The sequence below is a fragment of the Flavobacterium pisciphilum genome, from assembly GCF_020905345.1.
GTDB lineage: Bacteria > Bacteroidota > Bacteroidia > Flavobacteriales > Flavobacteriaceae > Flavobacterium > Flavobacterium pisciphilum.
In genome coordinates this window covers 236671-249286 of sequence record NZ_JAJJMO010000001.1, presented here as the reverse complement: position 1 = coordinate 249286, position 12616 = coordinate 236671, and the positions used below count along the sequence as shown (strand labels likewise).

General features: G+C 34.8%; 9 protein-coding genes. 1 reads left to right on the top strand and 8 read right to left on the bottom strand.

Annotation, left to right across the window (positions count from 1 at the left end; all coding sequences use genetic code 11):
• Nucleotides 1–145: 145 nt before the first annotated feature.
• The 8 genes from LNQ49_RS01080 to LNQ49_RS01045 are packed head-to-tail and all read right to left on the bottom strand — an operon-like array spanning nt 146 to nt 11075.
• Nucleotides 146–1537, bottom strand: coding sequence for an AMP-binding protein (locus tag LNQ49_RS01080; RefSeq protein ID WP_229986950.1), 1392 nt, complete (start codon nt 1535–1537; stop codon nt 146–148).
• A 15-nt stretch (nt 1538–1552) separates the two neighbouring features.
• Nucleotides 1553–1795 (bottom strand): acyl carrier protein, encoded by a 243-nt coding sequence (locus LNQ49_RS01075; protein WP_229986949.1) that lies wholly within the window; start codon nt 1793–1795, stop codon nt 1553–1555.
• Nucleotides 1796–1828: 33 nt separating this feature from the next.
• On the bottom strand, nt 1829–3235 hold the full coding sequence (locus LNQ49_RS01070) for an MATE family efflux transporter (protein WP_229986948.1): 1407 nt from the start codon (nt 3233–3235) through the stop codon (nt 1829–1831).
• On the bottom strand, nt 3235–5067 hold the full coding sequence (locus LNQ49_RS01065) for an IucA/IucC family protein (RefSeq protein WP_229986947.1): 1833 nt from the start codon (nt 5065–5067) through the stop codon (nt 3235–3237). The genes LNQ49_RS01070 and LNQ49_RS01065 overlap by 1 nt, the downstream gene beginning before the upstream one ends.
• A gap of 6 nt (nt 5068–5073) precedes the next feature.
• Nucleotides 5074–6447, bottom strand: a complete 1374-nt coding sequence (locus LNQ49_RS01060; protein WP_229986946.1) for a lysine N(6)-hydroxylase/L-ornithine N(5)-oxygenase family protein — start codon at nt 6445–6447, stop codon at nt 5074–5076.
• A 17-nt stretch (nt 6448–6464) separates the two neighbouring features.
• Nucleotides 6465–8906, bottom strand: a complete 2442-nt coding sequence (locus LNQ49_RS01055; protein ID WP_229986945.1) for a GNAT family N-acetyltransferase — start codon at nt 8904–8906, stop codon at nt 6465–6467.
• Complete coding sequence (locus tag LNQ49_RS01050) at nt 8884–10410, bottom strand: pyridoxal phosphate-dependent decarboxylase family protein (protein WP_229986944.1); 1527 nt, start codon at nt 10408–10410, stop codon at nt 8884–8886. Before LNQ49_RS01050 ends, LNQ49_RS01055 begins: the two co-directional genes overlap by 23 nt.
• Nucleotides 10411–10439: 29 nt before the next feature.
• Nucleotides 10440–11075: a nitroreductase family protein gene (locus LNQ49_RS01045; RefSeq protein ID WP_229986943.1), complete on the bottom strand. Its 636-nt coding sequence runs from the start codon at nt 11073–11075 to the stop codon at nt 10440–10442.
• Between the two features lie 262 nt (nt 11076–11337).
• On the opposite strand from LNQ49_RS01045, the gene LNQ49_RS01040 reads away from it, so the two are divergent.
• The gene (locus tag LNQ49_RS01040; protein WP_229986942.1) at nt 11338–12453 is read left to right on the top strand and encodes a Fe(II)-2OG oxygenase family protein; all 1116 of its coding nucleotides are present in this window, start codon (nt 11338–11340) and stop codon (nt 12451–12453) included.
• The last annotated feature ends 163 nt before the right edge of the window (nt 12454–12616 follow it).

The window sequence follows — 12616 nt, the reverse complement described above, 5'->3', positions numbered from 1 at the left end:
TAAAATGATGAGTATGATTAAAGATGATTTACTTTTAAGTGAATAGTCACAAATCAAAAAAGGAGAATAAATCTAATAGTTTGAATTACTATTAAATTTAAAAGGCTATCAAAAATAAATTTGATAGCCTTTTTTTTAATTTTTATTAAACAAGTACCTCTGTTTCGAGTCGCTCTTTAATAAGTGGGTAATTTACTTTTCCATTAGCGGTTAGCGGAACACCATCTTCTAGATAGATAACCTTTAATGAACTAGCATGAATCCCTAGTTTTGCTTTTAATACTTTTAGAATCAATTCTTTATTTAGAGCTTCATCTGTATATAAAACGGCTAGATGCTTATCATTTATACCTAGGCAAATAAAGGTCTGCCCACCTAAAGCATCTTTTAAAAGGAGTTCAGCTTCATCAAGATTAAGTCGTACACCAAATAATTTTACAATTCGTTTTATACGTCCTATAATATAATAATAGCCTTCATTATCCATTCTTGCTTTATCTCCTGTATGGAGCTTTTCTTGTTCTTCATAGAATTGCAAATCAGCTCTTCTGTTGGCGTAACCACCAAATACATTTGGCCCATGATAGATTAATTCTGAAGTTTCGCTATCTATTTCAAAATGTCCATTTTGAATAGGGCGACCAATAGAAGTTCCTTTTCTTAATAAATCATCTGGTGGTAAATAAGCCATTCTTCCACAGGCTTCTGTTTGACCGTATTGAGCAAAAAACTGCTTTCCGAATTTCTCACTGTATTCAGAAATTGCTTCAATCAGTTTATGGTTTAGCATTCCTCCTGTATGAGTAAGGTATCGCAGTGATGGATGGTCTTTTTTAAAGAATCCAATGCTGAAAAGCATTTCATAAAAATACGGTACTCCTCCTAAAGTGGAGTACCCGTATTTTTTAAAATCTGACCAAAACTCTTTTTGAAAAGCATCTTTATCAGTACAAATAATATGATTTGCCTTGATACAATTTGTTGTGAAAATCGATAATCCGTACACAAAATTGATTGGCACATTTAATGGTACTACATCCTCTCCTTTGATAGGCATGTACTCCATGATAGACTTGGCGTTCTGTACCAAATTCTCATCCGAAAGCCTAACAAATTTAGGAGAACCTGTTGTTCCTGAAGTGCTCAACAAAAGCTTTATCTTAGGATTTATAGGATAAATAGAATTTTCCTGACGCTTAAATAACATTATAGTATCTGAAGCATTCACCAGACTATATCCATCTATAGTTGTACGCGATGGATCATAAATATAGTACGGCGTGTACTTTTCTTCTAAATTCTCCTTAAAATTCTCGTTTAAGCTCAATCCTAATAAAGCTATCGCAAACTTACTTTGATAAAAATTCAGCAATGTTTCTATCGCTGGTAATTGATTATCGCTGTAAATAAAGACTACTGATCTTAGGTTGTCAATTTCAAGTGATTGGTGCATTTCCGAAATAGATTTGGAAATTCCAGTACTCGAATCTGTAAAGGTTAACTTTTCGTTTTTTCTAATTAAATTATATAGTTCCATAGTTCTTACTATCTTCTAATTAATATCGAACCCGTATTTTTTAAGTATATCTTTAATTTTTTCTACGCTACCCATTTCTAGGATATCTTCCATTTCGATAGAAATATTATAAGTGCTTTCAAGTTCTTGAACCAAAACAAGATGACTCATAGAATCCCATTCTGCAATTCCTTGATATTCTAAATCATCTTTTACTGCATCAACTGGAATTTCAAAAGCTCTTGCAAATACACCGTTTAATTGTTCTATTGTGTTCATATTTTCTATTTTTTTATATTAATTAAATTTTTATTAAACTTTTGTTGTTTTCCATTTTCCCTTACGGAAGATAACGATACAGGCTACTGCCAGTACGATTTCCGAAACAAGGATGGCTGTAAAAACACCATTTGTACCTAAATCAAAAGCAACTCCCAAAGCATAGGCTAGCGGAATTTGCACCACGTAAAACATAAGGATATAAAGCCAAGTAACAACTTTTACATCACCAGCAGCGTTTAGTGCTCTGGAAATTACCATTGTATAACCTAACAGTATATATGCCATCGAAATAAAATGGATATACATCGTACTATGAGAAACCACTTCAGGAATATCTGTGAAGATTTTCACAACTGGATCAGCAAGAAATATCCAGCAAATACCAATGATAACTAAGAATCCCATATTAAGAGTTCCTGCTCTCCAAACTGATTTTTCGGCACGATCGGGTTGTTTGGCTCCAAGGTTCTGCCCAGTTAATATTCCTGCGGCATTACCAAGTCCCCAAGCTGGCATAGTGGCTATAGAGGTAACTCTTTGTGCTAATATGTAACCAGCCAAGGCATTTTCTCCAAAATGTGACATAATTTTTATCATAAACACCCAACTAGAAGCTGGAATGATAAATTGAACTGTACCGCTAAATGCGAGTTTAACGATTCTTTTTAAAATGTCAAATTGAAGAACCAATTGTGCTTTTCCAATTCGGAGTACTGTTTTGCCTTTTATTAAATACCATGCTTGGTAAGCAACACCAATAACCCTGGCAATTAATGTAGCTATTCCCACACCAACCAAGCCGTAAGCGGGAATAGGCCCCCAGCCATAAATGAATATTGGACACAATATGATGTTCAATGCATTAGACAACCAAAGGATTCTCATTGCTGTTGAGGCATCACCGGCTCCACGAAATATTCCGTTAATGACAATACGCTGAATTAAAAATCCGCTAGAGGCAAACATAACTATTCCGTAGGCAGCTCCTTCCTTAACCATGGCAGGAGAAAGCCCCATAGCACTCATGATTTCATCACTCCATATTGTACACACTACGCTTATTAATGTGGCAATTGGTGTTGTAATATAAATAACCTGCATTGCCGTAAGCCCTGCTGCTTTAAATTTCTTCTCACCAATTCTTCTAGAAATCAAAGCCGAAGCTGCTATACCTAAACCTATCGAAACTGAATAACAAAAGGTTATAAAAGTAGTTGTCGCTCCAGCAATAGAAATTGCACTGGTACCCAATCTACTTACAAAGAATAGGTTTGAGCACACAAATAAAGACTCCATTAGCAATTCGGCAACCATTGGCACAGACAACAAAATGATTGTTTTGTTGATGCTTCCGCTTGTAAAATTGCTTTCACTTCCAGACAATGAACGTTTTAAAAGGCTAAAAAATGAACGCGTTTTATATAAAGTGGTTTTCATTAATTTTCTTTTATTGTTGCCAAATCTTCTGTTACTAATTGATGCAAAGGGTTAGGTATAAAACCGCTTTTTTTCATATGCGGAAATCCAGATGTTTCTTCGTAACCATTAAATAAACGACGGCTATTAAAGATGAGTCGTTTAAATTCTGGAATGAATAAATCATACTTATCAAGCATTTCTTTTAGCTCTGGATGCTCTTCTTGATACTCTATAATGATATCATGCACACAATTCCAAAAAGAAACCTCAGGATAGTTGGCTGCAGTTGTCATTACATCGCTTAAGTATCTAAAAAAGGCATCAAAAACGGCTATAAGAATAACTAAAGGTGCATTTTCGGGATTTGGCGATGCATTAAAAAGCTTATCAATAAACTCTTGTGGTAGTTTTTTCTTTGCTTCTTCATTAATTAGAATATCTCCCACAAAGTCCTGCAAGGCTATTCGGGTTGGAACGTAGTCCTTTAAAATAAGAATTACATTTTGTCCGTGTGGATCGATGCATAATGAATGCTGATAATACAGTTGCATCACTGGCTTTAAATAAGCTCTAAAATAAGTCTTCAACCATTCTTCTGTAGAAAGTCCAGATTTTTCTATAAGCTCCTGAACCAGACTTTTACCTTGATTATCAACATGTAATAAGGCAGCCATAGTCATTAGGTTTTCACCTTCTTTTAAAGAATTGACTGGGTTTTCGCGCCACATTGCCCCTAGGAATTCATTATACTGATAGGGAGCATCTTTAATTTTGCTATAGCTAGAATGTGCATAACTTACTGAAACCACTTCACCTAAAAGCACCACTTCCATTTCTTGGAGATAAGGATCGCTTTTGACTGCATTTTTAATCCAATCGGTTAGGCGAGGAGCAACAGAAAGTTGTTTTGGACACAATCCTCTAATGTGGCTAGTGTTTAAGATTGACATAGATGTTTTTACATAATGTCTGTTTGGCTGACTCAAATTAAAAAATGTGCGGATGCTTTGCTGTGGGCTATACAAATCATCAGACAACCCTAGCGGAATAATATACTTTGCAGTAATATCATGCGCAAATTGCATTACTAATTTTTGTTGCCATTGCCACAAATGAACTGGAATGAAGATATAATCCTCAGGATTAACTTCTGCGTGAGTCAATAATTTTCTAAAAGAAGCTATTTTCTCTTTGCCTAATTCGCTTTCATAAAATGCATCCTGATTTTTGTCGGCTCCTAAATGGAGTGTAGCACGATCTTTATGTGCTGCTACCCATAAAAGATGCGTATTATGACCCGATTCAGGTGTGAAGTTTACATAATCCTCAGTATCAAAACCAATACGACCTTTGTTTACAATTACCCAAGGATGTCCGTCCAAACTATGTTCGATAGTTTGAAAATCTGAATCTGCAAGTTCAGCAGCAGATAAACGATTGTTATTTTGGATAAAAGCATCTGCATATAATGTATGCAACAACTCTTCTACGTAATGGGCTAATGTAAAAGAATTTATGCCAATAGTATTTTGAAGTTCAATAAAGAAATTAGGAACATCAAGTGTGCTTAATTCATTTCCATCTTCATTTTTGTGAATACTTTCTTTGTCAATATGCCAGTAATTCAAGAACCTTAGATAAGCAGAGAAAGTATAATAAATATTTTCATTATCAGTCTCTAATCTAAAAAGGGTGTGACCCTTTTTTTGTTGACTCACAATTACAGGTTTTATCACATCTTCACGCATTAATTCTGCGATACTTTTGGCAAGTAGGTTGCGATTTACTTTATTCCAGATACCCGCATCGAGATGCTGGGTATCTTTGAATATGTCTTTGGGGGTTATCATTATATCTTAGTTTGTTTGTATTAATACTTCGTTGTCTAATCGTTCGTCCACAGTATTTAAGGCAACTTCTTGCAGGTATTTTTCAGCAGATTTTTCTACACCAAATTCCTGGAATGCAATACGTTTTTCAACTTTGTACACTTCACGATTAGCTAATTGGTTAATAATCCAAGAATTACGATAAGCACCCATTCCTAAATCGGGAGTTGAAAGTCCATGAGTATGTAATTCAGCATTTTGAACAAAAATATCTTTCCCGTTTTTATCGATAGTATAATTGCGATGTACATTAAACAAACCGTTTTCTAGGCGATCAATTCTGTTTTGGATTCCTTCAAGTATTGCAGGTTCTTTATAAGTATAACCTGTGGCAAGGATAACAAAATCACTTTGATCTTGATAGGGTTTTTCTAGCTCTGTATGCATGAAATTCATGTCATAAGAACCATTGTCTGCACCAGCAATATCAGTAAGGCGTAGATTCGAACGCAATTCAACATTCAATGGTGTATTCTCTAAACTCATTTCATACAAACGATCAAAAATTTCGTTGATAAGTTCTTGATCAATACCTTTATAAAGTCCATGTTGTCTTGCTAATAATTGTTTGCGCTTAACATCTGATAAACTATGAAAATGATCCACATATTCTGGTGAAGTCAATTCGAGTGTTAGCTTTGATTTATTATCCAAAGGGAAGAAGTGAGAAGAACGGGTAAACCATTTTAGTTGTAATCCGTTTTCTGTTTCTGGCAAAAGGTCACGAAATACTTCTGCTGCACTTTGACCTGAACCAATAATGCTCACTGAAGTACTTTTATTAATCTTTGATTTATAGTCTAAATATTTTGAAGCGTGTACCACATTTGGCAATGCATCTTTATCTATAAAATCTGGAACATGTGGTGATGTACCTGTTCCAAGAACCAGTTTCTTTGCATAGTAAGTCGTTGTGATAGAAGTTTTAGTATTTGTAACTGTAACTTCATAAAGACCATCGACATAATCAAGAGCTACGACCTTATGTGAGAACTTACAATTGTGTAGTTTAGCAACGACCCATTTGCAATACTCATTGTACTCTTTTCGGAAGATGAAGAAACTTTCTCGAATATAAAACTTATACAATCGTCCGCTTTCTTTGATAAAATTAAGGAAGCTGTATTTGCTTGTAGGATCAGCCATGGTTACCAAATCTCCTAAAAATGGAACTTGAAGTGTAGCGTTGCTTAACATTAAACCAGGGTGCCAGTCGAAACTTTCTGACTGATCAAAAAATAGTGATGATAATTCTTCCACAGGCTCCATAAGAGCTGCAAGGCCAAGGTTAAAAGGACCGATACCAATACCTATAACCGAGTATATTTTTTCTGTACTCATTGTAGTTGTTTTTATGATTAGATTTGGGGTGCTGTAACTAGAATATTCTGGAAATCTTTGGCAGCGGGGAATTTAGCCCAATACCATTCTCTATAACAAAAATTAAGATTTGCCTTTTTATCTGGCATTTCGATTACTTTTTGAATTTTGAATCCAACATGAGCCTTGTTCATCATAGATGCTAATGAATCTACAGAACCTTCACCAACCATTTTGCCTACTTTGGCTTCGCCAAGAACAAAATCCATCATTGATTGGGTGGCAGGGGAACCGAATTTCAATTTTGGGTCGGTTGGAGCAATAAATTGATGGGTTCCATAATCTGATGGTAAAACATCATAATAATTTCCAACGATATCACGATTTGCCCAATATACCTCAATGTTAAAAGTAGCTATACCATTGGCTTCACCTATATAACTATGTACTACGTCTGTTGGTAGTAATGTGCGGTAATAGGTTTCCAATTGTCTAATTGGCCAATTCATTTTCCAAATAGTTAGTGCATGCTCACGATGAAACCATTCGTGTAACATTTCTAAATCTTTATCGACATCTACAGTTCGTAGCGTTATTGTAACGTTTTCTTTTTCGAAATAACGACTAAAAACTGTTCCTGTTCCTTGCGGATTAATTAGTTCTTGTGAATAGAAGTACTTGTTTAATGGATTTGGAAAGCTTTTATAAATTGCAGGATTTGTCCTTGGTGCACTTGCTTCATCCATATTATTAAGACTAGTAAGCAAGTTGCATTTCACAACTAGTTTTACACTGTTGATGAAATGTGCAATCAAGCCTGTAGTATCCGATTCTTCTTCGGCTTTTAGAGATTCGTATATCATACTAATCAATACTTGCTCGTCTGCCAATTTATTTTTGCCCAATGCATTTACGATTCCAAGCAAATGGTTTACCAAAAGATAATACCCCCAGAAATCTATAATTCTTGATTCGGCTATAAAAGAGCGGCTATCTTTACCAAAATCTGGAATGATTTGTTGAAGTTCTTCTACTTTTCCTTGACGAAAGAAACAGCCTTGATTGTCTCTAAAATAAAGTTTTGATGGAAAAAGATTGGCATCAAATTCTACCAACATATTTTGCTGATGGTATTCTGAACCAAATCCGTATTTATTAAAGATTCCTACTAATGGACGGATGGTAATATTTAAATATTGTTTGAACCACAACAGCGCAACATCTGCTACTTCTTTATTTTGGCGTTTTGCTGCTTCTGTAATTAAGTTGAGCATTCTTGGTGATTGTCCTAAAACACTATCTTGAGTTAAGGAAGCAATCATGCTAATGTTTTTGTTTGCAGCAGCTCCATGAAATGGATTTTGACGTATACTGGTGCTAAAACCATCAATAACCTTATCTTGATAAGTAACGGCTATGTAGGCAGGATCGCTGATAAGTTCTATTTCTGGATAGTCTTTTTTAATACCTTTTCCCCAATCAGTTTTCATAAGTTCGCTGGCGTCATAACCACGATTTAACTCATGAAGGTAATTTACACGGTAAGAATTGGTGATTTTTACATGTAATGAGAATTTGTACATCCATTCGCTATCAGCATTATACACTGTACGAACAGATGATGTAGCAGTGTAAGGAGATCCAAACTGCCCTAAACTAAACAAGATTCCCTTAGATAGCATTTCTTTTACTTCGGGTTGTTTTAGCAAGTAATCTGCCTCCCAGGGATGAGTTGGCACAACTTTCCAATCTGGGTAAAGACTTAGTAAATCTTTGGCATTAGTACTTGCTGAAACTAAAATTTCTTTTCTTAGATAATCTGTCATCAAATACTCTTCAGAACTTTTTTCTAAGACATTGTCTGGATGAATCAAGAAAAAATGTAATCTGAATTGTCCAGCTGTTTCTGGAGAATATTTTTCAAGTTCATCACTTGTAAAACCTTCTCTACTTTTTGGTAAAGGATGCACTGTATGCCCTAAAATCAGGGATTGTTCTGATTCGATAAAAGTTTGCTCTGGACTATTGGCTGTACGATTATTGGCTTCAAAATGTGACAGATATTGCGCTAGATTAGCGATACTATTTTCCAAACGTTTTTTAGTTGCTTCGGAGTCAACATCTGGATAATCTGTTTTAGCGAATGCGGTAGCAAGCTCGATGAAATGTATCGGATCTATTTGTTGTATTTCATCTGTTTTGCAATTACGCACTATAACTGGGAAGTAATAAGAGTGTACTCCACTTTCTGAAAAGTATTCTAATGGAGCAAAAACTTCAACACCTATGGCAGTAAAATCAAATCTAAGAAATGAATCATGATTGATTTTTTGCATATAATCTGCCAGTGCAGGATCATATTTTGGAACTCCTTTGTAACGACTCCAGTTGCTGAATTCTCTGCAATAACAATTTAATAGGGATTTAAAATTGACTTGCTCTGCTGTTTGTTTAAATTTAGTTAACTCTTTGGTAGCCATTTCCGGTTTGTTTAATTAGGTTAAGAATATGTTTAATATCATTTAGGGTAGTGAGGGGGTTCAAAATGGTGAATTTGAGGTAGAATTCTCCATTTACTTTGGTACTAGCCAATAAAACTTCTCCACTAAAAAAGAGTTTTTCTTTGATGTACTGGTTTACGTTGCAAGGAAGCGCTTCTGTAGGACCGTTGATGTATCTAAAAACCAATACTCCAAGATCAGAATGGCATAAAAGTTCAAAATCAGAATCGGTTTCTATAAGACCTGCAGTTTCTTTTGTTGTTTCAATAATAGCATCAGTGTATTGACCTAGCTTTTCTTTGCCCATGTATCTTAGCGTACACCAAAGCTTAAGAGCGTCAAAACGACGGGTACTTTGAATAATTGATTTATTGATTTGAGCCGGAAGCGCATCATAATTTTGCTCTTTCGGATTTAGATAATCAGCATGGTGCTTGATAATGTTTAGATGCAGTTTGTTTTTTACAATAAAAGCACTGCTGCTAATAGGTTGAAAGAATGATTTGTGGTAATCAATTGTAACTGAATCCGCGTGTTCAATTCCTGATAGGAGGTGTCTGTGTTTTTCTGATAGCAACAGCCCACAACCATAGGCAGCATCTACGTGAAGCCATAAATTATGACGGCCAGCAATTTGTGATATGGCATCTAATGGATCTACATTACCAAAATCGGTTGTTCCTGCTGTAGCAGTGATAGCGATAGGAATATTTCCGTTTTCTATTTCTTTTGCTATTGCTTTTTCTAGTTGTGTAGGATCCATTCTATAACGGCTATCTACACCAACATGTACAATAGCTTGTTCTCCAAGACCTAGAATCCAAGCGTTTTTGTGATTACTGAAATGGGCTTTGTCTGATACAAAAACACGAAACTTACTTGCGTCTGGTGGCAAACCATCATGTTTGATGTTCCACTTTTTATATTCTAATGAGAAATAATCTCTTGCTAAAAGCAAGCCCATTAGATTACTTTGTGAACCTCCTGCAGTAAAAATACCATCGGCATTTGATGAATAACCAATTTGTTCACTAGTCCAGTCGATTAATTTTCGTTCCATAAATGTACCTCCAGCACTTTGATCATAAGTGTCTTGCGAGGAATTAATAGCACTTATTAGAACCTCTGCGGCTAAGGCTGGAATTACTACTGGACAATTTAAATGCGCTATGTACTCTGGCAAATGAAAAGCTGTAGCATGTTCTACATAAAGTTCGTCTACTTCATCAAGTAAACTTTTGTAATCGGATAGGGGAGTTCCCAAATCGACATTTTCTACTTTTTTTCGGATATCTTCTGGTCTGATTCCGCTAAAAGGTTTGGTGTTGTTTTTCAGGAAATTTGTTACTCTTTCCTGTGCCAATTGTATGGCTTGAGCATACTCATCGTTTGTATGCTGGTGAAAGATATCCTTATAGAAATCTTGTTGGGGGATAAGCACCGTCTTGTTAGACGCCTCATTGGTAGTCAATGTGCTGTTCATAATAGATAATTATTTGGGGTTATTAATATTTATTCTAAGTGCATTACTTTTTTAGATATGGGAGTTCTTTTTTTGTTTGATAGTTCTAAATTTTCGGGATAGTATCCGAGATAAAGTATGCCTAGTGATTTTTCGTTTTCGGCCAAGCCAAATTGTGCTATATAATCGATTGCTACATTTTTTGTACTCCAATAATTTCCGATATTATTGGCCGTACAGGTTAATGCCATATTTTGTACTGCCGAAGCTATTGCAGCAACTTCTTCCCACTCTGGCAGATTGATTTTACGGTTATGAACTAGGATTACCCCAATTAAACACGCTGTGTTTAACGGATATTCTCTTAGGTAGTTTAGTTTTTCCTCTAGTTCTTGTGGAGAAAGCTGTTTTGCATAAAAATCCCTGTAATAATTTGCCATATATTCTCCATAGTCTTTGAGGTATTTACCTTTCAAAACAATAAATCGCCATGGTTCGGTCATTTTATGATTGGGTGCCCATGTTGCATTTATTAGTATCTCATTGAGCAATTCTTCGGCGATATCTTTCTTAATATATTGATCGGCAAAAACGCTTCTTCTGTTGCGAATGTTTTCAGATATTTTACTTGAGTCTTCAGAAGATTCTGACGTCGCTATTTTATTGGTGTTCTTTTTAAAATTCATTTTTTTTTCAATTTTTTTCAAAAAAACTATTGTTATTTAGATTAAATAAAAATATATTTGTAAGTACTTTTTATTTAGACTAAGTAAAAACAAATGTATAAATTAATACTAATAAAAATTAAAAAAAAATGAAAAATTTTATACGAATGCCTGTACAGACAGATTATAAAGCCCCAAATCTACTACTGTATGATACTTGTTATTAATGCATTGCATTTTAATACACATTTATCTATTAACTCCCATAAACGTTTAAAAACAAATGAAATCACAATCAGTCATCTCAGTTGAGGAACCAACTGTAAAAAATTTACCCTTTGAAATTCCTACAAGACCTTTAATCATTGAGGTTACCCCACAAGAGAGGAATATTTTATCTAATGTTGGAAATCTTTTAGTAAAAGCATTCGATCATTACGAAAATCCCGAATATATTGGCGCTCTCCACCTTCATGCTTTTCAATTATTACCCGAACGAATTACAAGAATTTTAAGCCAGTTTGGATCTGATTTTTCAGCCAATCAATATGGCGCAATTGTATTTCAAGGCTTATTAGAAGTCGATCAGGACGACCTAGGTCCAACACCTCCAAACTGGCAAGGAGCAGATCATAGCAAATTAAATAAATATGGATTTATATGTTCGCTTCTTCACGGAGCTGTACCATCTAAACCAGTGCAATATTATGCTCAAAGAAAGGGTGGAGGATTATTGCATGCAGTGATTCCAGATGAAAAAATGTCTACTACTCAAACCGGATCAGGATCAAAAACGGATTTGTATGTACATACCGAAGATGCCTTTTTGCTTAATCAAGCCGATTTTTTAAGTTTTCTTTATTTAAGAAATGAAGAAAGAGTTCCTTCAACTTTATATTCGATTCGTTCTCATGGTGAAGTAAACTCTGCAATGGAAAAATTATTTGAACCTATTTACCAATGTCCAAAGGATGCCAATCACAGTGATGAAGACTTGACGGCTGGTCCAACAAGCTCTGTATTATACGGTAATAGACAGCTCCCTTTTATTCGTTTTGATGCAGCGGAACAAATATTTAATGAAAATGCAGGGCAGACTCCTGAGGCTCTTAGCTATTTAACTGACTTTTGGAATGAAGCAAAAACGCTTATTAACAGTGAATACGTTCCGAATTCGGGTGATGTAATTTTTGTTAACAACCATTTATGTGCTCATGGAAGAAGCGCTTTTGTAGCTGGACAGCGAAATGAGAATGGTAAAATTGTAAAATGTGAACGTCGTCAAATGTTGAGAATGATGAGTAAAACGAGTTTGATACACATGCGATCAGTGACCCATACAGACGATCCATATTTTGTAATGGAAGAGCATTTAGGTAAAATTTTTGATCTAGATTAAAGCTAATCTGTTGATTTATTATATAATAAAACTCAGCTAATCGTGTATGGATTAACTGAGTTTTTCGGCATTTTATATTTAAAGTGTTTATTTATATAAAATAATTTAAGTAATTAATTTTTAAATCTATTAAGGTTAAAAATTATATTACTCTATATATAAA

Coding starts and splice junctions, on each gene's coding strand:
- LNQ49_RS01080 (WP_229986950.1), bottom strand. CDS start 1,537: ATGGAACTATATAATTTAATTAGAAAAAACGAAAAGTTAACCTTTACA.
- LNQ49_RS01075 (WP_229986949.1), bottom strand. CDS start 1,795: ATGAACACAATAGAACAATTAAACGGTGTATTTGCAAGAGCTTTTGAA.
- LNQ49_RS01070 (WP_229986948.1), bottom strand. CDS start 3,235: ATGAAAACCACTTTATATAAAACGCGTTCATTTTTTAGCCTTTTAAAA.
- LNQ49_RS01065 (WP_229986947.1), bottom strand. CDS start 5,067: ATGATAACCCCCAAAGACATATTCAAAGATACCCAGCATCTCGATGCG.
- LNQ49_RS01060 (WP_229986946.1), bottom strand. CDS start 6,447: ATGAGTACAGAAAAAATATACTCGGTTATAGGTATTGGTATCGGTCCT.
- LNQ49_RS01055 (WP_229986945.1), bottom strand. CDS start 8,906: ATGGCTACCAAAGAGTTAACTAAATTTAAACAAACAGCAGAGCAAGTC.
- LNQ49_RS01050 (WP_229986944.1), bottom strand. CDS start 10,410: ATGAACAGCACATTGACTACCAATGAGGCGTCTAACAAGACGGTGCTT.
- LNQ49_RS01045 (WP_229986943.1), bottom strand. CDS start 11,075: ATGAATTTTAAAAAGAACACCAATAAAATAGCGACGTCAGAATCTTCT.
- LNQ49_RS01040 (WP_229986942.1), top strand. CDS start 11,338: ATGAAATCACAATCAGTCATCTCAGTTGAGGAACCAACTGTAAAAAAT.